Source organism: Nitrosophilus labii, from assembly GCF_014466985.1.
Taxonomy (GTDB): Bacteria; Campylobacterota; Campylobacteria; order Campylobacterales; family Nitratiruptoraceae; genus Nitrosophilus_A; species Nitrosophilus_A labii.
Window position 1 is genome coordinate 443,401 of record NZ_AP022826.1, and the last position, 25,341, is coordinate 468,741.

The window sequence follows — 25,341 nt, forward strand, 5'->3', positions numbered from 1 at the left end:
TTTTAACAAAAGATAGAAGGAGTATTTTTGGACAATATTAGAAACTTTTCCATCATAGCTCATATAGATCACGGAAAAAGTACCCTTGCCGACAGACTTATACAAGAGTGTGGTGGTATTGAAGATAGAAAGATGAGCGAACAGATGCTCGATACTATGGATATAGAGCGAGAGCGCGGTATCACTATCAAAGCGCAAAGCGTTAGACTAAAATATAATAAAGATGGAAAAGAGTATATTTTAAATCTTATAGATACTCCGGGACACGTTGATTTTAGTTATGAAGTTAGTCGCTCTTTGGCTTCTAGTGAAGGTGCTCTTTTGGTAGTGGACGCTAGTCAAGGAGTAGAAGCGCAAACGATTGCCAATGTCTATATAGCACTGGAAAACGACTTGGAACTAATTCCCGTTATAAACAAGATAGATCTTCCAGCTGCAGATCCCGACAGGGTAAAAGAGGATATAGAAAACAGTGTAGGATTAGATTGTACGGATGCCTTAGAGGTGAGTGCTAAAACGGGACAGGGCATAAAAGAGCTTATAGATGCTATTATAGATAGGATTCCGGCTCCAAAAGGAGATCCCAAGGCTCCTTCTAAAGCTTTGATATACGATAGCTGGTTTGATAGTTATCTAGGAGCTCTGGCACTTGTGAGGGTTTTTGACGGTGAGATAAGAAAAGGTCAAGAAGTATTGGTTATGGGGACCGGTAAAAAGCACGAAGTTTTGGAACTTATGTATCCTCATCCTATAAAGCCTCAAAAGAGTGAGAAAATAGCAACCGGTGAAATCGGTATAGTAGTTATGGGACTTAAAAATATCGGTGATGTTCAAGTTGGAGACACCATCACTGATGCCAAAAATCCTACTCCTGAACCGATTGAAGGATTTGAAGAAGCCAAGCCTTTTGTATTTGCTGGACTCTATCCGATAGATACGGATAAATTTGAGGATCTAAGAGACGCTTTAGATAAACTTAAACTTAATGATGCAAGTATAACATACGAGCCTGAAACTTCAGCGGCTTTGGGTTTTGGTTTTAGAGTAGGGTTTTTAGGGCTTTTGCATATGGAAGTTGTTAAAGAGAGGTTAGAGAGAGAATTTGGGCTCGATCTAATAGCCACAGCGCCAACCGTTACATACAGAGTTTTGAAAACCGACGGCGAGGAGTTGGAGATACAAAACCCCAGTGAACTTCCTCCCGTTCAAGAGATTGAGAAGATTTTCGAGCCTTACGTAAAAGCTACTATTATAACTCCTACCGAGTTCTTGGGAAATGTTATAACACTTTTGAACGAAAAAAGAGGTGTTCAAACAAAGATGGACTATCTTACAGAAGATAGGGTTTTACTTGAGTATGAAATACCTATGAACGAGATAGTTATGGACTTTTATGATAAGCTAAAAACCGTTACAAAAGGATATGCCAGTTTTGATTATGAGCCTAGCGGCTACAAAGAGGGTGATTTGGTAAAACTAGACGTTAGAGTTGCTGGAGAAGTTGTAGATGCTTTATCTATCATTGTTCCTAAAGAGAAAGCTCAATATAGAGGAAGAGAACTTGTTAAAAAGATGAAAGAGATTGTCCCTAGGCAGCTTTTTGAAGTAGCTATACAAGCAAGTATAGGAAATAAGATAATAGCAAGAGAGACTGTTAAATCTATGGGTAAAAATGTTACTGCTAAGTGTTATGGGGGAGATATCTCTAGAAAAAGAAAACTTCTTGAGAAGCAAAAAGCCGGTAAAAAGAGAATGAAAGCCATAGGAAAAGTTCAGTTGCCTCAAGAGGCTTTTTTAACCGTATTAAAGATAGATTAGGAGCTTAATGTGAAAAAGTTGACGGTTCTATTTTTAGCCATATTTTTTATAGCGGGTTGTGCATCCAAAGGTGTAAATATATATATTCCGGTTTCTAATATTCAAAATGAATCGAAAATAAAAGTTTACGATAAAAGAGAAAATAATTCGGTTATAGGTTATATATATTCTAAAGGAGAAATAATTGCCGATATAACAATCTCTTCAAATGTTTCTGATATAGTAAAAAATGAACTTGCCAAAAGAGGTTTAGAAAAAGAGGCTAAAATCTATATAGAAAAACTTTTTATTACTTATGATAAATCCAAACTTACTGGTGAAAATGTAAAGGGAAGGTTTGTAGCAAAAGTAGTTGTATATAAAAAAGGGGTAACGGTTACAAAAATTGTAAAGATAGATGAAGCTAAATGGATAAATCCTATAAAAAGTTCCCAAGAGCTTAGCGAATTTGCAAAAAAAATCATATTTGAAGGAGTTAGACTTGTAATAAAAGCAATAGCTGAATAAGATAAATGAGGTGTATTCTTTGCTCAAGTGTAACTATGAAATATATTTGTCAAAAGTGTCAAAATGCTCTTTTGAAACCTACAATATCAAAAAGAGAGTTAGTTAAAGATTTTTATGTTATCTCTTTTTATAAATATAAAAATATAGAAACGCTTCTTAAGACAAAACATACTTTTATTGGAAGCTTTGTTTATGAAATAGTAGCTAAAAACTCTTTTTGTCTGTTTTCTAAAGAGTTTAAGCAAAAGGCTTATGTTTTGCCTGTTGATACTAGAATTAAAGACTACTATTCCCATACGGCGATACTTGCAAAAGCGATGAAAAGCAGATATCTTGCACCTTTATACAACTCACTTATAGCACAAAATAGTGTTTCATATTCGGCAAAAAGCTATCAATATAGAGTGGAAAATCCAAGAAATTTTAACTATATTGGTCCGCAAAGCGTTGATGTAATTATTATTGATGATATTGTAACTACCGGCCTTACCTTAAAAGAAGCCTATGAAGTAGTAAAGCAAAAAGCAAATCCGCTTTTTGCTCTTACTTTGGCAGATGCTAGAGAATGAACTACTTTTGTATTGATACTGTCAAGTTTTGTTCGCAATTTTACTTTCCAGCAAGTTGTATTTCATTGGATATCAAGCAGCTTTAAGCTGCGCTTCATAGATTTCCATCACCTCTTGAAGCTTTTGTGGATGAATATAGCTTCTCTCAATCTCCCAGTCTTCAGTGTACTCCATCAAGTATGTGGTAATGAGTCTAATATAGGACTCTCTTGATGGAAAAACAGATACTACTTTAGAGCGTCTTCTAATCTCCTTGTTGATTCTTTCTAACACATTTGTCGAACTTATCCTCCTTTTATCAATTTGCGGGAAGTGATAAAACTGCAAAGAGTCTTCCAATCCATTTTGAAGCACTTGGGTAGCTTCAGGGAATTTTTTGCCATATTCATCGATAATAGCTTGGGCTATAAGATAAGCTTCCTTTTTGCTGTTTTGCAGCCAGATTTGTTTGAGTTTTGCTGCAAATTTTTCTTTTGCTTTAGGTGGAACATGAGCTAAAATGTTTCTCATAAAGTGTACTTTACACCGTTGCCATGATGCGCCAATAAAACTCTCTTTGAAAGCCTTTTTCCCTAAATGTACATCACTGATAAGCAATGCTATTTTTTGTAATCCTCTTTCTTTGAGTCTCTCAAAGAAATTTCTCCAAGTTTCATAAGACTCATTGATAAATGGCTCTATTGCCAATACCTCTCTTTTGCCTTCTAGTGTTACACCATAAGCTATCATAATAGCGGTAGATACCACTCTTCCTTCATAGTCTCTCACTTTCTCATACAAAGCATCAACCCTTGCGTTGGGATACTCTTTTTGCAGTGGTCTGTTTCGAAACTCTTCTACTTGTTCATCTAGCCCTTTGTTGATTTGTGATACCTGTGATGCACTGATATTCTCGATTCCAAGCTCTTTTGCCAAACGTTCTATCTTTCTTGTTGATATTCCATTGACGTATGCCTCTTTCACCATCGAAATCAGAGCCTGTTCACTTCTTCTCTTTTCGGTGATGAAAAAGGGAATGTAGCCACCTTTTCTTATCTTTGGAATCATAAGATAAACTGTCCCTAGTCTCGTATCGAACCTTCTTGGTCTATAACCACTGAAATAGCTTTTTCTCTCACTATTATGCTCACCTTTTTTAGCTCCAACTTTCATCTCGGACTCAATCTTCATCAACTGTTCCATCATCCATTTCATCATTGATAAAAGTGGATCTTCATCAACTACAAACTGTGTCATTATCTCTTTGAATATTTTTGTTTCATCTATTTTTTGCTATTATTTCTTTTAGATTGGCTTCCTCCTACTTGCTTTGTTCCTCACTGGGAAGTCTATCCAACTCTTTTGAAGATTTCAAAATCTAAAAAAGAGTCTTCAAGTGAAATTGCGAACTTTAGTGTACACTATCCATTTAGCAACGAAAAAGCAAAGTCTGAACTTATTTTAGGTTTTTTTCCTATAACCAGACTTAGAACTGCCCAGTTTCTCCACTCCCACGTTCCGGGTATAAACGTCCCTAAGGAGTGGATAGATAGACTATATAAAGCCAACAAAATAAGTGAAGAGGAGGAGTTTAAAGTTAGGTTTGAGATGAGTAAAAAACTTTTTAACGAAATTTTGGACTTTCATCCTAAAATACACATAATGACGGCAAACAAATTTGATCTGGCAAGAAAAATTCTAGAGTGACTTTATAACAATCTTCCCTTCTTTAAAAACACCATATTTTCCTCCGCAAATAAAAGAGGGAAGGTTAATATATCTTAAATTATCAAAGACTAATTCTACATTTTGATGGAAATGCCCCTCGATAACCATATCTACATCTTTATAATTTTTTTTATAATTTTTCACTCTCTCTTTTATAATATTTTCAAAATTTTCTATTTTTTTGCATAGATTCTTAGAATAGTTATACTCTTGAATCTTTTTTGCTATAAAATCGTTAACTATCTTGTTAAAAAAAGATAAAATTCTCAAAACTGTTTTGTTTTGTAAAACATTTATATATATCTCATATCTTTTCGTAGTCCAAATATCGCCGTGAGATAGTGCAACTTTTATATCTTTATATAAAAAATAACAAGGCTGTTCTTTTCTTTCAAAAACTGTTATATTTTTAAAAACACTTTTTAAAGAGAAGTCGTGATTACCTTCAAAATAGTAACTAGGTATTTTACTAGCAATCATATCCATCTTTTTTATAACTTCTATGTTTTTATCTACGCTGCTTTTAACTTCAGATACCAAAAGATCGAAAATATCTCCCATAAAAAATATTTGCGGAGGATTTAACTCCTCAATCTTTTGCAGCAATAAAAAAAAGTTATCTTTGTTTTTTTCGTTTACGTGGGAGTCCGCTACAAAAATAGCGCTCTCTTTGATATTACGGAACATAGGCAATTTTAGGAATACCCAAATCTTCTGGAAAAGAAAACATTATATTTGCATTTACTATAGCTTGAGAACTTGCGCCTCTTAAAAGATTGTCGATAGCCGAGGAGATAAAAAGCGATTTTTGGTTTTTTACAGCAAAAATATCGCAAAAGTTAGTTCCGCTAACTGATTTTACATCTACAGGTTTATCTTTGATTCTAACAAAAATATCATCACTATAAAACTCTTTTAAAACTTGATTTGGCTCTATCTCCTCTTTTAACGTAACATAACAGCTAACAAGCATTCCTCTAGTTATTGGAAGAAGATGAGGTACAAAGTTTATCTCATAATCTTTGCCGGAGCATTCATGTAATTTTTCTTTTATCTCTATAGAGTGTCGGTGTTTTATAGGGTTATATGCAAAAATATTTTCATTTATGGTAATAAAATGGGTGTTTTGGCTACACTTTTTACCAGCACCGCTTACGCCGCTTTTAGCATCTACAAAAATTGGAGCGTTAGGATCGATAAAGGGCAAAAAAGGTATCAGCGATAAAAGTGTTGCCGTAGGATAACAGCCGGGATTTGCTACAAGTCGGCTTTTTTCTATTTTCTCTTTATAGATTTCCGGAAGACCGTATACTGCATCTTTTAAATGCTCTTGATCGATATGAGAAGTATAAAAATTTTCATAATTTTCAAGTTTAAGTCTATAATCCGCAGATAGATCTACTACCTTAACACCCAAATCCAAAAGCTCTTTTGCAAAACTCATGGAGGCTTTATGAGGAAGAGCTAAAAAAGCAAGATCGCAAAAGTTTGCTATCTCTTGTGGATCAGCTTTATGTATAGGCATATCTAAAATAGAGTCTAGAGCTGGAAAAACCTTTTTAGTATTCTGGTCTTCACTGCTTCCAAGATAAACCAACTTAAATTTAGGATGATTAAGAAGTATCTTGATAAGTTCAAGTCCTGTATATCCCGTTGCTCCGACTACCGCACATCTGATATTCAAAAAAACTCCTTATTTATCAAACTTAATAGGTTTGTAATATACTTCTAAGATCTCAAAATCTATCTCCCCTTTTGGAAGTTTTACTGTTATCTCATCACCCTCTTCTTTTCCAAGAAGCTGTCTAGCTAGAGGGGTATTGTAAGATATAAGTCCATGTTCAGGATTGCTTTCTGTAGCTCCGACTATAGTGTACTCTATCTCTTCATCCTCTTCTATATCCAAAAGCTTTACGGTTGAGCCGAAGCTCACTTTCTCATGAGGAAGTTTTGAAGGATCAATAACTTGAGCACGGGATAGCAGATCGCTAAGTTCCGCAAGTCTTGCGTCAATAAATCCCAATCTCTCTTTAGCCGCATGATATTCGGCATTTTCTCTTAGGTCTCCATGCTCTTTCGCTTTTTCAATCTCTACAACTACTTTCGGTCTCTCTTCTTTTAAGGCTTCTAGCTCATCTTGTAGTTTTTTATATCCATATTCCGTCATTGGCTCTTTTTGCACTTTTTCTCCTTCGTTTAAAACCTATAATTTTTTATAGTTTCTTAATAATTTTTGTATAATTATATCAACTTTTAGGAGATATGATGAAAATAGTCGTTAGTGCTCTTGAAAAATCTGCAAATGTTCATCTTAAAGAGGTTTTAAAATATATAGATTGCAAAATTTATGGAATCTTCGATAAAACTTTGGAAGAACCAATTATAGACCTGCAATCTATTTCGGTTATGGGTTTTGCGGACGTATTTAAAAAAATTCCTCTTTTTTACGAACTCCAAAACGAGATGGTCTCTTTGGCAAAAGATGCGGACAAAATTTTGCTTATAGACTCTTCCGGGTTTAATCTACCTTTGGCAAAAAAGATAAAAAAAAGATATCCAAATACCCAGATAATATATTATATATTGCCTCAGGCTTGGGCTTGGAGAAGAGGAAGGATAAAAGAGCTTGAAAAGTATGTAGACAGGCTTTGCTCCATTTTACCTTTTGAAAAAGAGTACTACTCCAAAAACGCACCGATAGAGTATGTAGGTCATCCTCTTTTGGATGAGATAAAGGAGTTTAAAACATCTCTAACCAAGTCAGATTTTATAACTTTTATGCCAGGAAGCAGAAGAGGCGAGATAAAAAGATTAATGCCGGTTTTCAAAGAGGTTAGAAAAGAGTTAAACAAAGAGGCGCTACTCGTAATACCACCTCACTTCAGTGATAACGATATAAAAGAGATTTATGGTGATTTAGAAGATTTTACGATAACGAAAGAGCCTCACAAAGCTCTTATGAAATCGGAATTTGCTTTTATCTGTAGCGGTACCGCTACTTTGGAGAGTGCTCTTATAGGAACGCCTCTGATTTTAGCTTACATAGCAAAACCTATCGATTATTTTATAGCTAAAACTCTTGTTAATTTGGATTATGTAGGGTTGGCAAATATATTTATGAACGATCTACTTAACGAGACAATTCATCCGGAATTTATTCAAAATGAGGTATCATCAAAAAATCTATTAGAGGCATACGAAAATTTTGATAAAAAAGAGTTTTTCAAAAAATCGCTCCTGCTGAGAGATTATCTAAAGCACGGAAGTTCAAAAAGAGTGGCACAAATACTAAAGGAAGAGTTATGAGAGTGGAGTTTATCGACTTAAAAACGCAATACATGGCCTACAAAGAAGAGATAGATAAGACGATAGGTGAGGTTATGCAAAAGGCCGCTTTTATCGGAGGGGAAAAGGTCGCTACTTTAGAAAAAGAACTTGCAAATTATACTGGTTCTAAATTTGCAATCAGTTGTAGCAGCGGAACAGACGCACTTTTACTAGCTTTAATGGCGATAGGGATTAAAGAGGGAGACGAGGTTATAACCACACCCTTTACATTTATAGCAACTGCGGAGGTTATCTCCTTTTTAAAAGCTAAACCGGTATTTGTGGATATAGATGAAAAAACATACAATATAGATCCCAAAAAGATAGAAGAGAAGATTACCTCAAAAACAAAAGCGATCATTCCTGTGAGTCTTTACGGTCAACCAGCGGATATGGAGGAGATCAACCAGATAGCCAAAAACGCTTCAGGGAAAATTTATGTGATAGAGGATGCCTGCCAAAGCTTCGGCGCTGAATATAAAGGCAAAAAAAGCTGCAACTTAAGCGACATAGGTTGTACTAGCTTCTTTCCTTCAAAACCGCTCGGATGCTATGGTGATGGAGGAGCGGTTTTTACTAATGATGAAGAGATAGCAAAAAAGATCTTTATACTTAAAAATCACGGACAAAGCAAAAGATACGAGCATGAGGTGATTGGTCTAAATGCAAGATTAGACGCGATTCAAGCCGCAGTACTTTTAGTGAAAATGAAACATTTTGATGATGAAGTAAAAAAGAGAATAGAGCTGGGACAAAGATATACGCAACATCTAAAAGATTTTGTAATAACACCTATCATAAAAGAGGATAGAACCTCCGTTTATGCGCAATATTCCATAAGGGTCCCTGATAGAAGAAAGGAGATCGTAAACAAATTAAAAACAACCGGAGTTCCTACGGCTATTCACTATCCAAAACCTCTTCATCTGCAAAAAGCATTTGAGTATCTAGGATATAAAGAGGGAGATTTTCCTGTAGCTGAAAAGGTTTCAAAAGAGATTTTGAGTCTTCCTATGAGCCCGTTTTTGAGTATAGAAGATCAAGATTACATCATAAAAACATTATCAAAAGCATTTTAGGAAAAGAGATGATAAATATTGCGATAATCGGTCTCGGTTCTATGGGGAAAAACCATTACAGAGTATTGAAAAACATCGGCGAAGTAAACGTGATCGCACTTTGTGACGTAGTTGAATATAGCTCTTTTAAAGAGCCTTTTTATAACGATATTGATGAAATGTTTAAGAATGAAAAGATTGACGCAGCTATTATAGCGGTTCCAACTTTTTTACATAAAGATGTAGCACTCAAAGTAGCCTCTTACGGTGCGGATCTTTTTATTGAAAAACCTGCGGCTTCAAAAATCGAAGATGCTGAGACTATATTGGATTTTGTAGAAAAAAGAGGGTTGAAAAGTTGCGTAGGTCACGTGGAGAGATTTAATCCCGCAGTTTTAAATCTAAAAGAAGAACTCAAAAGTAAAACTATTTACACCATAGAGATAACTAGAGTGGGACCTTTTCCTCCTAGAATTAGCGATGTAGGAGTTTTAACAGATTTGGCCGTACACGATATAGATCTGATAAGATATATAACTTCAAAAGATATTTTGGATAAATCTATCTTCAAATCTCAAAAGATTCATAACCATTATGAAGATAACGCGGTTTTGAGCTTTTTACTTGAAGATGACATAATTGCAAGTATAACAACTAACTGGCTGACCCCTTTTAAAAGAAGAAAAATTGAAGTTGCTTGTGCGAAAGTATATTTCGAAGCGGATCTCATAGCTCAAACGCTGCAAGAGTTTTCAGATTATCAGACAAACAATTCATACAGAGTAAGAGACTTACACATAAAAAAAGATGAGCCTCTTTTAAAAGAGTTGGAGGCTTTTGTCGAGTATATAAAAAGCGGAGATAGAGGGAATCTAGCCTCTATAGAAGATAGTATAGAGACTTTAAAGGTTGTGTTGCCTAAATGATCCAGACAGCTCTCTCTTTGCTCTCGGTTTATGTTTTTATTCTTATTGGATATCTAGTAAAACTCTTTTTCAAGGACAAACTTCATCAAAAGAGCCTTGTGCTTGTATCTGTATATATATTACAGCCTTTTTTGACATTTTGGGGACTTTTAAAAAAAGATTTGGATTTTGATCTTTTATCAACTCCTCTATTTTTTATTCTTATATCTTTGATGGCTATATTTTTTAACTTTCTAATCTCAAAAAAACTTTTCACTAATACAAAAGATAGATCTATCTTTACAGTAGCGGGAGTTATAGGAAATACGGGGAACTTAGGCATTCCTCTAGGAATAGCCATTTTTGGCGAAGGCTCTATTCCTTATACGACTATGATAAATCTAGCTAATGTTTTTGTTGTTTATACTTTAGGGGTATACTTTTATTCAAGAGGAAATTTCGATGTTAAAAAATCTTTATTGAACATAATAAAACTACCTATTTTATGGTTTGCTATATTAGCTATTATTTTTAATTTAGCAAAAATAGAGATTCATCCGGCTTTTATGAGATCTTTGGAGATGGGCGCATACGCTAGTATAGTTGTTCAGTTGATGATTTTTGGTATATATCTATACTCAGTTAAGATAAAAGAGTTAAATATAAAACTCCAAATCTCCATAAACATAGTTAAGTTTCTTATGCTTCCAATTTTATCTTTTTTCATCATAAAGTATCTCCCTATAGAGCCTTTCTCAAAAGCTATTTTGTTTATGGAGTGTATAATGCCTTTAGCTGTAACAAACGTAAATCTATCTGCACTTTATGAATGTAGGCCAAAAGAGGTAACGGCGGCAGTTTTTAGTACCTCTTTGATTTTTTTGGGGCTTATCTTTCTTTATCTTCCGCTTATTCATATTCTTATAAAAAGCTAAAATTCTTTGGTATAATTTGCAACGAAATTATTTGTCATTAAGTCATTGAGTCATTGGTAATATGCATTGGAGTGAATGTGTGGGTGTGAGTGTGTGTTAATTTACTACTCAACCACTTAACCAAAAATCCGAATTCCCAATTCTTAATTCTTAATTCTTAATACCCAATATCCAATTTCAAAAAAAGGAGTTTTTTGAAAAAAAGAATTTTGATAACAAATGACGATGGATTTGAATCATTAGGGCTGAAAGCTTTGATAGAGGCGGTAAAAGAGTTGGGAGAAGTTTTAGTTGTTGCTCCTACCACCGAAAAGAGCGCCTGCGGACACAGCCTTACTTTAACGAAACCGCTTAGGTTTATAAAAATCGATGACAATTTTTATAAATTAGATGACGGAACTCCAACAGATTGTGTATATTTAGCGTTAAACGCTTTCTATCCGGAAAATGTAAAACCTGACCTCATCATAAGCGGAATAAACAGAGGAGCAAATATGGGGGAGGATATCACCTATTCCGGTACGGCCGCAGCAGCAATGGAAGGCGCGCTTTACGGAATCCCTTCAATAGCTATTAGCCAGGTTTGCAACTCGAACTGTGAAAAAACTGAGATTGAGATAGGATATGAATTGGCCAAAATAGTAGCAAAAGATATTGCTACTAAAATCTTAAACAAAGGAATGCCAGTAGGTGATAGAAAATTTTTAAATATAAATGTTCCTCCTTTAAAACCTAAAAGTTTCAAAGGCTATAAAATAACAAGAGCCGGATATAGACTCTACGCAAACGATGCCCATCTTCACAGGAATCCAAGAGGACTAGAGTACTGGTGGTTAGGGCTTCATCCTCTTGAATGGAGAGTAAATGAAAAAAGAGATTGCGATTTTGAGGCCGTAAAAGAGGGGTATGTCTCTATTACTCCTGTAAAAGCCGATTTAACAGCTTATGAAGAGATGGAAAAACTGAAAAATTGGATATAAGATGAGATTTGACAGAGTAAAACTGCTTTTCAAAGACGATTTTGAAAAATTTAAAAATGCAAAGATTTTACTTTTGGGCGTAGGAGGCGTAGGAAGTTTTTGTCTTGACTGCCTCTACAGAAGCGGAGTTCAAGATATAACTATTGTAGATTTTGATAGATACGACATAACCAATCAAAATAGGCAGATAGGTAGTGAAAATATAGGAGAAGTAAAAGTAGAAGTTTTAAAAAGGCTTTATCCCGGTATTAATGCGATAGAGGCTAAAATAGATGAGGAGTGGGTTGATAGTTTTGATTTTTCAAAATATGATCTTGTTTTAGATGCGATAGATGATATAAAAGCAAAGATAGCTATAGCAAAAAAAGCCTATCCCAAACTTATATCTTCTACAGGAAGCGCTAGAAAATGCGATCCTACTAAGATAGAGGTGGCCTCAATCTGGAAAACTTACGGCGATCCTTTTGCAAAAAAGATAAGATACGAGTTAAAAAAAGCGGGTTTTAAAGGAGATTATCAAGCAATTTTCTCTCCAGAAGAGCCGCGATGCAAGGAGAAGGGAAGTTTTGTAGGAGTAACTGGCAGTTTTGGGCTTACACTCTGTTCTTATGCTATAAAAAGAGTTTTAAAATATTAACTATTTAAGACTTTCTATATATTTTGCAACTGCTAGCATCTCTTTTTCTGTAAGTTTGGTGGCTCTGTTTCTCATCATATTCCCAAAACCATACTGATTAAGTTTTCCTGTTTTGTACTCTTTTAATTTTTTTATAGTTTTTTCTAGGGGCCAACCGGCTATAATTTTACTAACGCCTAAAGAGCTTTTTTGTGCATTTTCACCATGACATACTGCGCATTTTTGCTTAAAAATCTTAGCGCCGTCACTAGCAAATAGGGAAATAGATATTAGACTAATCATCAGTAAAATAAGTTTTTTCATCATTTTACCTTTACTTTAAGATTAAAGAAGTATAACATTTTTTAAAAAATTACAAATTAATTTTACTATCTAGTTATAATAATAAATTATAGTTCAAGACTATTTTTAATGAATATTTTAAAATTGTTCTATAAAAAATCCAAATAAATCTCAATATTAAGTAGTAAATATGCAATTATTTTAGATAAGCTTTTATAAGAAGCGCTATCTTCTGCTAAGGATATTTTTAAAAAGGATGACAAATGCCTGCAACTAGCTCCTCAATAAACATTTTAATGCCCAAACTTCCAAAAGAGATAGAAGGTATCGGCGAAATAGCGCTAAATCTATGGTGGAGTTGGAATAGCAAGGCAGAAAAGATTTTTGAAAGAATAGATCCATACCTTTGGAACTATAGCGGGAGCAATCCTATATTTCTTTTAAAAAGAGTTTCTGAAAAAAGACTTTTGCAACTATCTAAAGAGAAAAGTTTTGTTAGGGACTACACATGTATATGCTCTGTTTAGAGACTACCTAGAACATAAAAAAAATCTTATAGAACAAAGACCTTTGCCAATCGCATATTTTTGCGCTGAATATGGTTTGCATCATTCAATACCTGTATATGCCGGCGGTCTTGTATTTTTGGCGGGCGATATACTCATAGAGAGTAGCGATATGGATCTGCCTATAATTGGCTTAGGCTTTATGTATCCGCATGGATATATAAGACAGGTAATCGGTTTAGATGGCTGGCAAAATGGTGTAAGTGAACCGGTTGACAGAGACGCTGCGCTTATAGAGAGAGTCCTTGATAAAGATTTAAATCATATGATTTTAGAAGTTCCTTATATCACTCCTAAAGTTTATGTAGCTGTCTGGAAAGTTAATGTGGGAAGGGTTTCTCTGTATCTACTCGATACCGATATAGAACAAAATGATCCTTGGGACAGACATATCTCAAGCAAACTCTATACAGCAGACCTTAACCAAAGAGTAAGACAAGAGATAGTACTGGGTATTGGAGGATGCAGAGTTTTAAGAGCTCTTGGAATAGAGTATTTTATACTTTACTTAAATGAAGGTCATCCCGCTTTTGCTTTGCTAGAGAGGATGAGAAAATTTGTAGAGGATGGGTGCGATTTTGAAGAAGCAAGAAAAATTGTGGAAGAAGGTTCGATATTTACTATACACACCTCTTTACAGGCAGCAACTGATGTTTACTCTTTTGATTTGATGAGAAGATATTTTAGTAAATTTGCGCAAGATATGAAAATAGATATGGAAAAACTTATGAGTTTAGGACTTAACCCTGACAATCCATCTAGCGGATTTAATATGACGGCTTTATCTTTATAAAGTATGCAGATATACAAATGCCGTAAGCACAAAGCATAAAGAAGTTTCAAACGAGATATGGAAAACGCTTCTAGGAGGCAAAAAAATTGATTATATAACTAACGGTGTTCATATACTTTTATGGCAAAACAATAAATTCAAAGAGAAAGAAGACTTTATATTTTCAAAGGATTGAAGCGATATTTGTGACAATGAAGATCTATGGCCTAAAATCGAAGATATTGATGATGCATGTTTATGGAATATTCATTGTAGATACAAAGCAAAACTGATTAATCATGCAAGAGAAAAAATCAAAGAAAATGGGCAGAAGAAAAGATATGCCCTCAATCGCCATGGCAGAAGGAGTTATGCTCGATCCTAACGTACTTACAATAGTTTTTGCAAGAAGATGTACAAAATACAAAAAACCTGAACTAATTTTGTATGAGATTCAAAGACTCGAAAAAATTGTAAACAACCCTTCTATGTCAGTACAGATCATTTTTACCGGTAAAGCTCATCTAGCGGATATAGAAGACAAAAAGATACTTCAAAAAGTCTTTCAGATTGCAATGAGCCCAATGTTTAAAGGAAGAATAGCATTTTATAGAAGATTATGGCGAGCTTTGTGCAAAGATACTGACAAAAGGTGCTGATGTATGGCTAAATACTCCCTTTCCTCCTCTTGAAGCATGCGGAATAAGCGGAATGAAAGCAGCACTAAACGGCGTTTTGCATCTCTCTATTGCAGATGGATGGTGGCTTATTATTCAATGAACTGTGTGGCCGTTTATTATTGTAGTATTCCGCTACTGTTCAATGATAACCTGGGCCTCTTTTCTGTTTGCGAACCACTCTCTATTTAAGCTTTCATCTATGAATTTTCCATTGAAGCTTTCTACATAGGCATTTTGCCAGGGAGATCCAGGTTTGATGAAAGCTGGAGAGTATAAAGAGATATTCAATAGCGATGATAAGCATTTGGAGGGAAAGGTAGGTTCAATGGAGTATTAAAGGCCAAAAGAGAAAAGTTTTTTGAATTTGAATACTCTTTGAGTCTTGAACTTGCGCCTTTGAGTGCGGTGTATTTGAAAATTAAATCATAAAATTTTTGTATAACATATAAGTATAGTTCTTTAATATAATCTTTATTTAAAAACTTTTCTTTACAATACTTATTATGAAAACAACCAAATTTATCTTAAAAATTTTAGCGGCCATTGTTTGGTATATAGGAGCTTTTGTCCTATTTTTCAAAGGTTTTTCTCTGTTGGTAGAGGCAGCTGACTTAAACAAAGAGAGATTTGTAATATTTTGGAGTTTTGTTTTCGCGCTTTTTATAGGGATTTTGAAAGTAAAATATATTTTTATAAAAAGTTGTGAAAAAAACCTAAAGCGCATCAATGAACTGAAAGAACCTAAAATATGGCAGTTTTATAAACCCTCTTTTTTTCTTTTTTTAGTTTTTGTTATCTCTTTAGGAGCCTACCTTTCGCACCTTTCTCATGGGAACTTCTGGTTTTTGGTAAGTGTTGGAACTTTAGATTTGTCTCTTTCCTTTGCTCTTTTTTTGAGCAGTATCGCTTTTTGGAAAAATAGATAACTAAGTAAAGCGTTAAAATATGAGATTTGAAGATAGCTGCTTATTTGGAGATTGTGTTTTGTTCTTTAGGTGTAGCATATTTCATTGCGATAAATTTTCCAACCATTACACCCGCAATGAGAGTTAAAAAAATTATCAAAGCTGTTATATAATCTTTTTTATTCATTTTTTAGCCTCAATTTACTTCTTATTTATTATAATGAAAAAAACTTAAAAATCGGAAAATAGCGATGATAAAGAAAATTGCCGAAATCATAAAAGATTGTGACTATCTTCTAATCACTACCGGTGCTGGTATGGGTGTGGATAGCGGGCTTCCTGATTTTAGAGGTAAAGATGGTTTTTGGAGAGCATATCCCGCTGCTAAAAAGCTTGGACTAAGTTTTGAAGAACTTGCAAATCCCTACTGGTTTGAAGAAGATCCTTATTTGGCTTGGGCTTTTTACGGTCATAGATTAAATCTTTATAGAAAAACCAAGCCGCATGAAGGTTTTTTAAAACTTTTAGAGATTGCAAAAAGCAAAAAAGATTACTTCGTTTTTACCTCAAACGTTGACGGTCAGTTTCAAAAGGCAGGATTTAGCGATAAAAAGATAGAAGAGGTGCACGGTTCTATTCATTATTTGCAGTGCACAAAACCTTGTTGTGAGGATATTTGGAGTGCCGAAAATGTTGAGATATGTATAGATAACGAAAATTTCAGAGCCAAAGAGCCTTTACCTAGATGTATACATTGCGGTGAGATAGCTAGACCTAATATTTTGATGTTTGATGACTGGAACTGGGTGGATATAAGGCACGAAGCTCAAAGAAAAAGTTTTGAGACTTTTTTAGATAAATCCTATAAAAGTCTGGTAATTTTGGAGTTTGGAGCAGGAATAGCAGTACCTACCGTTAGATTGATGGGAGAAAGGATTGCAGAAAATTTTAATGCTAAATTAATTAGAGTAAATCCTAGAGACCACAATGTTCCATTTAATGCGATATCGTTGCCTCTTGGTGCTAAAGAAATGATATTAAAGGTTTATAGCGCGATTAAAAACTAATTACAAAGGAGAGCCTGTGGCTAAGAAAGCCTTGGTAATAGATGATTCGGCGTTAGTAAGAAGATTTTTATCTAAAGAGTTACAAGAACTAGGTTTTGAAGTTGACGTTGCCAAAGATGGAGAAGAAGGTTTAAATAAAGCTTTAAAAGAGAATTACGATCTGATAACTTTAGATATTGAGATGCCTAAAAAAGATGGTCTTTTGGTTTTGGAAGAGTTGATGAGAGAAAAACCCACTAGAGTAATTGTTGTCAGTTCCTATGCGGTAGAAAACGGTGAAATTGCTCTTAAAGCTTTAGATTTGGGAGCGCTTACATATATAACCAAACCTGGTGGAAAAAGTTCTATTATTCTTGATCCTCAAAAGATTAAAGAGGAGTTAAAAGAGAAAGTTTTAGATATTATGAAGATTTCCAAACTATCTTTAATGAAAAGGAAATCTCAAGTTAAAAAAAAGGTTGAGCCATTTAAGGTTAAAGACTTCAAAGCTAGGGATGATTCTAAATATGTTTTAATAGGCGCTTCAACCGGAGGACCTAAACTTATAGAGACGATAGCCGTATCTTTGCCTAAAGATTATCCATATCCTGTATGCGTTGTACAGCATATGCCAACTAGTTTTACGTCTAAGTTTGCCGAAAGACTTAATTCTCTTAGTAAAATAGGGGTAGTAGAGGCAAAAAGTGGAGAAGTTTTAATGAAAGGAAAAATGATAATAGGAAAAGGTGGAAAACATCTTCATTTTAGAAAAAATGATGACAAGATAGTTATAAAACTCGTACCAAACAGTAGCGGAAGATTTTTTGTTCCGAGTGTAGATGAGATGTTTTTTAGTGCATTGGAAGTGATGGAGCCTAGAAACATTATGGCTATTTTATTGACCGGTATAGGTGATGATGGCGCGGATGGAATGGTTGCCTTGAAAAAAGCTGGAGCCTATACTATTGCTGAGAGCGAAGAGAGCGCTACGGTTTATGGAATGCCAAAAGAAGCATATGTTAGAGGTGGAACTGTCAAAGTTTTACCTTTTGAAGATATTTTAAAAGAAATTATCAAGTTTGGAGAGCAAAATGGCGTTTAAAAAAGTAGATGGCGGGGTAAAGATTCCTAGATTTAAAGAGTTTGATGAGGCAAGAGTTTATATAGAAAATTTGCGCAATTACGATAAAGATATAGTTTTTAGTGCGATAGATTATATGATTATTCATAAAGAGTACTATTTTTTATTAAAAAATATACTATCACAGTTTTTTGAAAAGGGTGGAGAGGAGTTTATTGACTATACTTTTTCAAGAATGGATTGTATAAAAAGAGAAGAAGATAAAGAACTTCTAAAAAAGATGCTTTGTTCTTGTAATTATTATTTATCTTTTAAAGCTTTTATATATATTATAGATTGTTGTGAGACTTTTAAGTTTAATTATTTTTTTAAAGATTTAAAGATAACCAAAAAACATATAGAGCTTTTTTTAGAGAGAGGTGATTGTGAAGAGGTAAGAATGTTTCTCAAAAAATTTAAAGAGGAAATATTGGAAACAAGCAGGTCTTTACTGGATTTTTTTAAAATCTATGATGAAGAGGATTTTAAAAGTTTTAAAAATAGCTATCGTACTTTAGAGGAAAAAGAATGAAACTAAGTGAAGAGCAACTTAAAAAGATTAGAGACTTAATTGCCGTTAAAACAGGTATATATATGGATGATAATAAATTATTAAATATTTACAGAAAAAAGATTGAGGAGTTTGTCGATAGAGCAAAATATAAAAGTTTTGAATCTTTTTACAGTACTTTGGTTTTTGAAAAAGATAAAGAGCTATTACAAGATTTTATTAGTTTGATAACTGTTAATGAAACATACTTTTTTAGAGAAAAGTATCAGTTTGAAGCGTTAATTAAAAATTTATTGCCTGAACTAGATAAATTAAGACCGAAAGGAGAGTCGATTAAGATTTTGAGCGCGCCATGTTCCTCCGGTGAAGAACTCTATTCAATTGCTATTTACATATTGGAAGAAGAAAAAATAATTGAAAAAAGAGATATAGCTCTAATTGGTATTGATATAGATAAGGTTATGATTGAAAAAGCAAAGAGAGGAGTTTATACAAAAAGAAGTATTAGTAAAATTCCTTCAGATTTATTGAGAAAATATTTTGATTTTAATGGAACTGTATATAAAATTAAAAATGAGATCTCAAAAAATATGACATTTGAGATGGCGAATGTGCTTGATTTTTATTCATTAAAAAGATTGGGTAGCTTCGATGTTATATTTTCTAGAAATATGTTGATATATTTTGATGATAAAACAAGGAGAGAGGTTTTTGCATCTTTTTATTCGATATTGAAACCTGGAGGATATCTTCTTTTAGGACATGCGGAGAAAGTTCCTGAAGATATGAAGCTTTTTAAAAGAATCAAACTTGAAGATAGTATAGTTTATAAAAAGGTTTAATTTTTTAAAAGTTTAAACAGTATTGCGTTTAATTCGTTAGCGAAAACGTGAACATTTTTTTTGTTAAAAGGTTTTGGACCTTTTGTTATCTCTATCCTAACCCCACCCAACTGCACAGGATATAATACATAAAGAGTAAGAAACAAAAGGGTCAACAAAAATGGAGAAATTAAATAAAAATCAAGAAGAGATAAAGCGTTTTACAGCAAAAAAGAAAGCTTCCATCGTTATGGATATTTTTCAAGGAAAAACAACAGTAACTGAAGTTGCGAGAAAGTATGATTTGACGCCTGGGGAAATAGAGGAGTGGATGGAAGATGCACGCAGAGATATGGAGAATCAGCTTCGTGCCAGACCTAAAGATATTGCTGCTATATATGAAGAGAAGATAAAAGATATGAAGGCAGTCATCGGTGAATTGACATTGGAGAATATCGCATTAAAAAAGTACGACGCTCTGTTCGGAAAAGAGAAGAAGTGATGCAAGTTCAGAGCGAGATGAGAAGTGAAGGTTACTCAATCAGCATCACAAAGCTTTGTTCTCTTTTTGAACTTCCATGCAGGAGCTTTTATTATAAACCAATTAAAAGAATGCAAAAACTAGATGAAGGGCGTGTTAAAAAAGTCAAAGAGATGATTGAAAAGTTTCCAACGTATGGCTATCGTCGTTTAGCTTTGCTGCTTGGAATGAACAAAAAAGCAGTGCAGTGCATTCTGCAACTAAAAAGTTGGCAGGTAAGAAAGCGTTCCAAAGGGCATAGGCCAAGAGCCAAAATGATGCCTTCACGTTCACACTATCCCAATCAAAGATGGGCAATCGATATGACCCGCATCTACAGTATCAATGATGGCTGGAGTACTTTAGCTTGCATGATTGATACTTGTACCTGTGAAATCGTTGGATGGAGACTCTCAAAAAGCGGTAAAGCAAACACAGCAGAGGCAGCTTTGCAAGAAGATCTAATCTACCGTTTCGGAAGACTCCAGCGATTGAAAGAGCCCATTGTATTACGAAGCGACAATGATCTAGTTTTTAGCAGCAAATCATTCACCAAAACAATCAAAGATTATAATTTTACTCAGGAATTTATTACTCCCTACACTCCTGAACAAAATGGTATGATTGAAAGGTTCTTCCGAACCATCAAGGAAGAGTGTATCTGGCACTATAACTTCAAATCACTCAAGGAGGCTAATAAAATTATTGGAGAATGGATCAATTTTTACAATCAAAAACGAAAGCATTCAGCGCTGCAGTACAAAACGCCCGCAGAAGTGTTTCGTTTAGTAGCTTAGGTGTGCAGGAAAAAGGGGTCATTACAATTATAACATAGTGAAGGCAGACTTAACTTTTTAAAATTCAATTTAGCTTAAATCATAGGTGATTTTTACTAATCTGCAAGTGGCTCTTAAATCTAAATAGGAACCTTTAAAAAAGAAAAGATGCTATAGAGAAACTTATAAATGTTTTGGACCTATAGATGTTGTTTACTTGTTAACAAGGCAAATTTTCATAATAGAAATAAATTCTAAAAAATGTTAGTTTTACATAGAATTTTATAAAACGATTTAGAAGATAAGTAAGCCTAATCGGCCTTAAAAAAGAGATTTTTAAATAAGTTTGAAAGAAATTGAATTATATAGTGGCGGACAGGGCGGGATTCGAACCCGCGGTACCCTTACGGATACGCCTCCTTAGCAGGGAGGTGGTTTCAGCCAGCTCACCCACCTGTCCGAATGAGAATGAAATTATAGGTTAATTTTAAAGATTTGTCAATATCCTTTCTACTACCTCTCTTGGATTTTCGGCTTTGTAGATAGGCCTTCCTACCACGATAAAATCGACAAGATTTTCTTTAGCGCTTTTTATATCGGCTACTCTTTTTTGATCTGCAGCCTCTTCACCAAAAGGTCTGATACCGGGTGTTAAAGTTATAAAATCTTTTGATGTAACCTCTTTTATCTGTTTGCTCTCAAAAACCGAACAAACGACCCCGTCTAGTTCTGATTCAAAAGCGTCTTTAGCAAACTCTTTAGCTTTTTCTTCGAGAGGACTACCGTAAATTTTTCTAAAACTCTCCTCATCAAAAGATGTTAAAGCGGTTACTGCCAAAACAAGAGGTCTTTTTTCAAATTTTTTGATTCTTTCCATAACGGCTTTCATAGCTTTTTTACCCGCACTTGCGTGTATGTTGAACATATCTATATCTAGTTTTGCTATCTCTTCTGAGGCATCGGCCATAGTGTTTGGAATATCGTAAAGTTTTAGATCTAGAAAAATTTTAAAATTCTCGTTTATTTCTTTTAGTTTGTATAAAAACTCTTTAGAGTCTCTTATGAAGCTTCTAAAACCTACTTTTAACCAAACGTCGAACTCTTTTAACTCTTTTGCCAAGGAGATATTTTCTTTTTTAGTTGGAAGGTCTAAAGCGACGCAAAGTTTCATTTTTTCCCTTTTGACAAATAATCGAAATTATACCAAAGCTTCGATATAATAATATTTATATTAAGTAAGAACAAAGGCGAACCGGTTTGGATATCGATACAAAAGAGCTTAATGAACTTTTAAACAACAAAAAGAGACTTTTAACGGATATCTATTTTGAACTTCAAAAAGTTTTTGAGGCTAAATATGGTCAAAACACCGTAGTGCTTATGGAGGTTGGCTCCTTTTTTGAAATTTACGAGGTTAATAACGAAGAGTTTAAAATCGGTAAAGCAAAAGAGATAGCCGAATTTTTAAATATTCAGCTTACTAGAAAAAACAAATCGATTTTGGAAAACTCCGTAGCCAATCCTTTAATGGCCGGAGTTCCAAATTTCGCATTAGAGAGATATCTAAATCGTCTAGTTCAGAGTAAAAAATATACTATCGTTTTAGTTAAACAAAAAGGGGAGCCTCCCAATGTAAAAAGATATATATCAAACATAATATCTCCGGGAACAAATTTCGATTATCAAGTAGAGCCTACGGAAAACTACATAGTTTCGCTGATTATAGGGGAAAATAGAGGGATATATTATGGAGGATATGCGGCAGTTGATGTTACTACCGGCAAATGTTTTGTAAACGAGATCTACTCTACGAGGGACGACAAAACCTACGCTTTGGATGAGATATTTAATCTTTTGCAAACTTACAATACTTCAGAAGTAGTCATAACTTTTGATACCGATACTGACAAAGAGTTTATATACAACTATCTAGAGATTAAGAATCACTACACTTTTAACGAAAACAAAGAACGAGTCAAGATAGGTTACCAAAACGAACTGTTTGCAAAAATTTTTTCTATAAACTCCATTTTGACTCCTATTGAGTATTTAGATCTTGAGAGATATCCTTATGCGAGTGAAACTCTTGCATTTTTGCTAGATTTTATCATCGAACATGATCCGGTTATTATTGAAAAGCTTAATCGTCCTGTATTTTTGGGAAATCGACACTTTGTCTATCTTGGAAACAACGCTCTTGAGCAGCTAAATATCATCTCAAGAGACCCAGACGAGATGACTCTTTTAAAACTTCTTGACAAAACCTCGACTCCTATAGGAAAAAGGCTTTTAAAAGAGAGGCTTTTAAATCCTATAATGGATGAAAAAGAGCTAAATAGAAGATATGAACTGATTGAATCTTTGTTGGAGGATTATCCTAAATTTGAGAGGCTTTTAAAACAGGTTTACGATATAGAGAGGATTTTAAGAAGAATAAAACTGAAAAAAATACACCCTTTTGAGATAAATTATCTCCACTCCTCTTTATACTCTATTGAGAAACTCTTTAAAGAGGTTCAAAAGTATAGTTTAGGGATAGAAAATTTTTCAATTGATGAGGTTTATGGATTTAGAAAAGAGTTGGAAAGAATTTTTGATTTTGAAGAGAGTGCTAAATATAGAAGAGACCAGATAGCTGGGAATATTTTTAATCCTGGTGTAAATATTTTTATAGATAAGATAGAAGAGGAGATAAAGGATGTACTTGAAAAATTAGAAACTATAAAAAAACATATCTCCTCCTTTTTTGATTTGGAAGAGGATTACGTAAATATAGGTTGGCTCGATAGCGAAGGATTTTACCTGACACTTACCAAAAACAGATTCGCAGCTATCGAAAAAGAGCTATTGAAAAGTTTTGTTACTATTGACAACAAGCACTACTTTTTAAAAGATTTTAACTACAAAAGATTGAAAAATAGCGTCAAGATAACCTCTGAACTGATAGATGAGCTTTCAGGCCAATATACCACTTTGCATTCTCGACTAGTAGCGCTTGTTAAAAAAAGTTTTTTAGATACTTTAAGTGAGTTGGAAAGACTATATAGTGCTCTTTTAGAAAAATTGATAACTTTTATAGGAGAATTGGACTTTGCCATAAGTGGAGCTAAAAGTGCAGTGCTTTATAACTATACCAAGCCTATTATCAGCAAGAGTGAGACTTTAGAGTTTATAGGACTTCGCCATCCTATTATCGAGTCTAGAGAAGAGAACGGCATATATATACCAAATGATCTCCTACTAGGCGTAATTCCAAAAGATCTTGAACATAATCACATAACTTTGGAAGCGAGTGATAATAAAGAGGTTAAGGGAATATTGCTTTACGGTATCAACTCCAGCGGAAAATCATCTCTTATGAAAAGTGTAGGAATTGCAGTAATTATGGCGCAGGCTGGTTTTTTTGTACCGGCGGCTTATATGAGATTTTCACTTATAGACAAACTATTTACAAGAATTATCTCAAAAGATAATCTATACAAAGGGCTTTCCACATTTGCCATAGAGATGCTTGAACTAAAAAACATATTTAACAGAGCTACAAAAAACTCTTTGATTTTAGGAGATGAGATAAGTCACGGGACGGAGACGTATTCAGCTCTATCGATTGTTAGCGCAGCTATAAAAAGACTTAGTGAAATAGGCTCATATTTTATCTTTGCTACGCACCTTCATCAGCTAACAGAGATAAAGAGTATAAAAGAGATAGAAAATATTATATTTTTGCATCTTGGAGTTACTTATGATGAAGAGAGCGATAGACTCATCTATAACAGAAAGCTTCAAATAGGAAGCGGAAGTACTTTGTATGGTCTTGAGTTTGCAAAAGCTTTACACATGGATAAAAGATTTTTGGATGAAGCTTATAGGATAAGGAAAGAGCTTACAAAAGAGTTTAGTGAAATGGAGCTTTTAAAAAGGAAAAGAAGAAGCAGATACAATAAAAGCTTATATCTGACAAAATGTGCTATCTGTAATGAGATAGTTGAGGAAGTACACCATATAGAGCCCAAATCCAAAGCAAATAGAGGTTTCATAGAGCATTTTAAGGCAAACCATAGATTTAACCTGATACCTTTATGTTCCAAGCATCATAGAATGGTTCATGAAGGCAAACTGATAATCAGCGGTTTTGTTATGACTGAAGAAGGTCTAAAGTTGCATTATATTGAAATTGATTAATTTTAGTTATTGGTTTATTGGTATATTTGTATATTGGGAAAATAGATATTGGACATTAGACATTAGAAAAAGATAAATTAATCTTTTCTATTTAAAAAGGATGTATATGCTTAAAAGAGCGATTGAACTCTTTGAAGAGGATAGATACGAAGAGGCAATGCTGATTTTTGAAAAGCTTGCAAGAGATGGAGACAAAGAGGCTATGTATTATATGGGGATGTTTTATTATGAAGGGTATGGAGTCCAAAAAGATAAAAAAAAGGCGATAGAGTGGTGGAAAAGAGCTGATAGAAGAGGAAGCATTGACGCAAAATATATGCTGCAGACTATAAGTACCGATTCGAGTATATTTGGGAGAGAGTGAAACTTAGTTATTGGTTATTTGTTTAATAGTAAATATAATTTTATATATCCCAATACACCAATATACAAAATAAAAGGTTATAGTTATGTATATGTTTATAGTTATTTTGATTTTATCAATTTTAGGAATTTTGGCATATTATCTATATCTAAAACAAAAAAGCGAAAAACTATCAAAAATAGAGCAGGGTATCTGTCCTGATTGCGATAAAGAGAGTATAGTGGTAAAAAGAAGTAAAAACGGCGGTTGCAGCGGAACAACTAGCGTAATCTACAAATGTGAAAGTTGTGATTATGAAGAGGAGTTTAACATAGGTGCCGGAAGTTGTAACTCCGGTAAATGCGGGTTTTAAG

At 34.0% G+C, this 25,341-nt stretch carries 31 protein-coding genes, 1 tRNA gene and 1 pseudogene; 23 read left to right on the forward strand and 10 right to left on the reverse strand.

The window, feature by feature from the left end; all coding sequences use genetic code 11:
* The first annotated feature begins 27 nt into the window (after positions 1–27).
* Genes lepA through NIL_RS02275 form a run of 3 tightly spaced genes read left to right on the forward strand, consistent with a single transcriptional unit; the run spans position 28 to position 2,894 of the window.
* Positions 28–1,818 carry a translation elongation factor 4 gene (gene lepA / locus NIL_RS02265; protein ID WP_187648020.1) on the forward strand — a complete coding sequence of 597 codons (1,791 nt, stop codon included), beginning with the start codon at positions 28–30 and terminating at the stop codon, positions 1,816–1,818.
* 9 nt (positions 1,819–1,827) lie between these two features.
* Entirely contained in the window at positions 1,828–2,325 is a 498-nt protein-coding gene (locus NIL_RS02270) for a putative periplasmic lipoprotein (RefSeq protein WP_187648021.1), read from the forward strand.
* Positions 2,326–2,360: 35 nt separating this feature from the next.
* Positions 2,361–2,894, forward strand: coding sequence for a ComF family protein (locus NIL_RS02275; RefSeq protein WP_187648022.1), 534 nt, complete (start codon positions 2,361–2,363; stop codon positions 2,892–2,894).
* A 72-nt stretch (positions 2,895–2,966) separates the two neighbouring features.
* On the opposite strand, the gene NIL_RS02280 is transcribed toward NIL_RS02275, so the two are convergent.
* A complete protein-coding gene (locus NIL_RS02280) occupies positions 2,967–4,130 on the reverse strand; it encodes an IS256 family transposase (protein WP_187648023.1) in 1,164 nt (387 codons plus the stop codon).
* A 105-nt stretch (positions 4,131–4,235) separates the two neighbouring features.
* Between NIL_RS02280 and NIL_RS02285 the strand changes: the two genes are divergently transcribed.
* A complete protein-coding gene (locus NIL_RS02285) occupies positions 4,236–4,580 on the forward strand; it encodes a methylenetetrahydrofolate reductase (protein WP_246434457.1) in 345 nt (114 codons plus the stop codon).
* On the opposite strand, the gene NIL_RS02290 is transcribed toward NIL_RS02285, so the two are convergent.
* From NIL_RS02290 to greA, 3 genes are read right to left on the reverse strand one after another with little or no spacing between them, the layout of a single operon-like run.
* Positions 4,572–5,288: a UDP-2,3-diacylglucosamine diphosphatase gene (locus NIL_RS02290; protein WP_187648024.1), complete on the reverse strand. Its 717-nt coding sequence runs from the start codon at positions 5,286–5,288 to the stop codon at positions 4,572–4,574. The two genes, NIL_RS02285 and NIL_RS02290, sit on opposite strands and share 9 nt — an antisense overlap.
* The gene (argC, locus tag NIL_RS02295; protein ID WP_187648558.1) at positions 5,278–6,279 is read right to left on the reverse strand and encodes an N-acetyl-gamma-glutamyl-phosphate reductase; all 1,002 of its coding nucleotides are present in this window, start codon (positions 6,277–6,279) and stop codon (positions 5,278–5,280) included. The genes NIL_RS02290 and argC overlap by 11 nt, the downstream gene beginning before the upstream one ends.
* A 15-nt stretch (positions 6,280–6,294) precedes the next feature.
* Positions 6,295–6,783 carry a transcription elongation factor GreA gene (gene greA, locus NIL_RS02300; RefSeq protein WP_187648025.1) on the reverse strand — a complete coding sequence of 163 codons (489 nt, stop codon included), beginning with the start codon at positions 6,781–6,783 and terminating at the stop codon, positions 6,295–6,297.
* An 83-nt stretch (positions 6,784–6,866) separates the two neighbouring features.
* On the opposite strand from greA, the gene lpxB reads away from it, so the two are divergent.
* The 6 genes from lpxB to NIL_RS02330 all read left to right on the forward strand — a co-directional run bounded on the left by lpxB (position 6,867) and on the right by NIL_RS02330 (position 12,443).
* Positions 6,867–7,907 carry a lipid-A-disaccharide synthase gene (lpxB, locus tag NIL_RS02305; protein ID WP_187648026.1) on the forward strand — a complete coding sequence of 347 codons (1,041 nt, stop codon included), beginning with the start codon at positions 6,867–6,869 and terminating at the stop codon, positions 7,905–7,907.
* Positions 7,904–9,007 carry a DegT/DnrJ/EryC1/StrS family aminotransferase gene (locus NIL_RS02310; RefSeq protein WP_187648027.1) on the forward strand — a complete coding sequence of 368 codons (1,104 nt, stop codon included), beginning with the start codon at positions 7,904–7,906 and terminating at the stop codon, positions 9,005–9,007. The genes lpxB and NIL_RS02310 overlap by 4 nt, the downstream gene beginning before the upstream one ends.
* 8 nt (positions 9,008–9,015) lie before the next feature.
* Positions 9,016–9,912: a Gfo/Idh/MocA family protein gene (locus NIL_RS02315; RefSeq protein ID WP_187648028.1), complete on the forward strand. Its 897-nt coding sequence runs from the start codon at positions 9,016–9,018 to the stop codon at positions 9,910–9,912.
* Entirely contained in the window at positions 9,909–10,826 is a 918-nt protein-coding gene (locus NIL_RS02320; RefSeq protein ID WP_187648029.1) for an AEC family transporter, read from the forward strand. Before NIL_RS02315 ends, NIL_RS02320 begins: the two co-directional genes overlap by 4 nt.
* Positions 10,827–11,020: 194 nt before the next feature.
* On the forward strand, positions 11,021–11,806 hold the full coding sequence (surE, locus tag NIL_RS02325) for a 5'/3'-nucleotidase SurE (RefSeq protein ID WP_187648030.1): 786 nt from the start codon (positions 11,021–11,023) through the stop codon (positions 11,804–11,806).
* 1 nt (position 11,807) lies between these two features.
* A complete protein-coding gene (locus NIL_RS02330; RefSeq protein ID WP_187648031.1) occupies positions 11,808–12,443 on the forward strand; it encodes a ThiF family adenylyltransferase in 636 nt (211 codons plus the stop codon).
* On the opposite strand, the gene NIL_RS02335 is transcribed toward NIL_RS02330, so the two are convergent.
* Positions 12,444–12,746: a c-type cytochrome gene (locus tag NIL_RS02335; protein WP_187648032.1), complete on the reverse strand. Its 303-nt coding sequence runs from the start codon at positions 12,744–12,746 to the stop codon at positions 12,444–12,446.
* 242 nt (positions 12,747–12,988) lie between these two features.
* Here NIL_RS02335 and NIL_RS02340 point away from each other — a divergent pair, with 242 nt between their 5' ends.
* From NIL_RS02340 to NIL_RS02350, 3 genes are all read left to right on the forward strand, one after another.
* Positions 12,989–13,252 carry a DUF3417 domain-containing protein gene (locus NIL_RS02340; protein WP_187648033.1) on the forward strand — a complete coding sequence of 88 codons (264 nt, stop codon included), beginning with the start codon at positions 12,989–12,991 and terminating at the stop codon, positions 13,250–13,252.
* The gene (gene glgP / locus NIL_RS02345; RefSeq protein WP_187648034.1) at positions 13,218–14,084 is read left to right on the forward strand and encodes an alpha-glucan family phosphorylase; all 867 of its coding nucleotides are present in this window, start codon (positions 13,218–13,220) and stop codon (positions 14,082–14,084) included. Before NIL_RS02340 ends, glgP begins: the two co-directional genes overlap by 35 nt.
* Before the next feature lie 320 nt (positions 14,085–14,404).
* Positions 14,405–14,722 carry a hypothetical protein gene (locus NIL_RS02350; RefSeq protein ID WP_187648035.1) on the forward strand — a complete coding sequence of 106 codons (318 nt, stop codon included), beginning with the start codon at positions 14,405–14,407 and terminating at the stop codon, positions 14,720–14,722.
* 64 nt (positions 14,723–14,786) lie between these two features.
* On the opposite strand, the pseudogene NIL_RS11105 reads toward NIL_RS02350, so the two are convergent.
* Positions 14,787–14,852: pseudogene (locus NIL_RS11105) on the reverse strand (hypothetical protein); the annotation flags it as partial.
* 23 nt (positions 14,853–14,875) lie between these two features.
* A complete protein-coding gene (locus tag NIL_RS11110) occupies positions 14,876–15,031 on the reverse strand; it encodes an integrase core domain-containing protein (protein ID WP_187648036.1) in 156 nt (51 codons plus the stop codon).
* Positions 15,032–15,246: 215 nt separating this feature from the next.
* Here NIL_RS11110 and NIL_RS02360 point away from each other — a divergent pair, with 215 nt between their 5' ends.
* Positions 15,247–15,669, forward strand: coding sequence for a hypothetical protein (locus tag NIL_RS02360; RefSeq protein WP_187648037.1), 423 nt, complete (start codon positions 15,247–15,249; stop codon positions 15,667–15,669).
* Positions 15,670–15,709: 40 nt separating this feature from the next.
* Here NIL_RS02360 and NIL_RS11045 read toward each other — a convergent pair whose 3' ends face one another.
* Positions 15,710–15,835 (reverse strand): hypothetical protein, encoded by a 126-nt coding sequence (locus tag NIL_RS11045; RefSeq protein WP_281389204.1) that lies wholly within the window; start codon positions 15,833–15,835, stop codon positions 15,710–15,712.
* 64 nt (positions 15,836–15,899) lie between these two features.
* Here NIL_RS11045 and NIL_RS02365 point away from each other — a divergent pair, with 64 nt between their 5' ends.
* From NIL_RS02365 to NIL_RS02390, 6 genes are all read left to right on the forward strand, one after another.
* Positions 15,900–16,715, forward strand: coding sequence for an SIR2 family NAD-dependent protein deacylase (locus tag NIL_RS02365; protein ID WP_187648038.1), 816 nt, complete (start codon positions 15,900–15,902; stop codon positions 16,713–16,715).
* 16 nt (positions 16,716–16,731) lie between these two features.
* Entirely contained in the window at positions 16,732–17,796 is a 1,065-nt protein-coding gene (cheB, locus tag NIL_RS02370; protein WP_187648039.1) for a chemotaxis-specific protein-glutamate methyltransferase CheB, read from the forward strand.
* Positions 17,786–18,346: a hypothetical protein gene (locus tag NIL_RS02375; RefSeq protein WP_187648040.1), complete on the forward strand. Its 561-nt coding sequence runs from the start codon at positions 17,786–17,788 to the stop codon at positions 18,344–18,346. Before cheB ends, NIL_RS02375 begins: the two co-directional genes overlap by 11 nt.
* Positions 18,343–19,167 (forward strand): CheR family methyltransferase, encoded by an 825-nt coding sequence (locus NIL_RS02380; RefSeq protein WP_187648041.1) that lies wholly within the window; start codon positions 18,343–18,345, stop codon positions 19,165–19,167. Before NIL_RS02375 ends, NIL_RS02380 begins: the two co-directional genes overlap by 4 nt.
* A gap of 160 nt (positions 19,168–19,327) precedes the next feature.
* Positions 19,328–19,648 carry a transposase gene (locus NIL_RS02385; RefSeq protein WP_187647193.1) on the forward strand — a complete coding sequence of 107 codons (321 nt, stop codon included), beginning with the start codon at positions 19,328–19,330 and terminating at the stop codon, positions 19,646–19,648.
* Positions 19,648–20,463 carry an IS3 family transposase gene (locus NIL_RS02390; protein WP_187648559.1) on the forward strand — a complete coding sequence of 272 codons (816 nt, stop codon included), beginning with the start codon at positions 19,648–19,650 and terminating at the stop codon, positions 20,461–20,463. Before NIL_RS02385 ends, NIL_RS02390 begins: the two co-directional genes overlap by 1 nt.
* Positions 20,464–20,811: 348 nt before the next feature.
* Here the strand turns inward: NIL_RS02390 and NIL_RS02395 are convergent.
* Both NIL_RS02395 and pyrF read right to left on the reverse strand, forming a co-directional pair.
* Positions 20,812–20,902, reverse strand: a tRNA-Ser gene (locus NIL_RS02395).
* Positions 20,903–20,929: 27 nt separating this feature from the next.
* Entirely contained in the window at positions 20,930–21,613 is a 684-nt protein-coding gene (gene pyrF / locus NIL_RS02400) for an orotidine-5'-phosphate decarboxylase (protein WP_187648042.1), read from the reverse strand.
* Positions 21,614–21,699: 86 nt separating this feature from the next.
* Between pyrF and NIL_RS02405 the strand changes: the two genes are divergently transcribed.
* From NIL_RS02405 to NIL_RS02415, 3 genes are all read left to right on the forward strand, one after another.
* The gene (locus tag NIL_RS02405) at positions 21,700–24,624 is read left to right on the forward strand and encodes a MutS-related protein (RefSeq protein ID WP_246434459.1); all 2,925 of its coding nucleotides are present in this window, start codon (positions 21,700–21,702) and stop codon (positions 24,622–24,624) included.
* Between the two features lie 106 nt (positions 24,625–24,730).
* Positions 24,731–24,988, forward strand: coding sequence for a tetratricopeptide repeat protein (locus tag NIL_RS02410; protein ID WP_187648043.1), 258 nt, complete (start codon positions 24,731–24,733; stop codon positions 24,986–24,988).
* A gap of 85 nt (positions 24,989–25,073) precedes the next feature.
* Positions 25,074–25,340: a hypothetical protein gene (locus NIL_RS02415; protein WP_187648044.1), complete on the forward strand. Its 267-nt coding sequence runs from the start codon at positions 25,074–25,076 to the stop codon at positions 25,338–25,340.
* The last annotated feature ends 1 nt before the right edge of the window (position 25,341 follow it).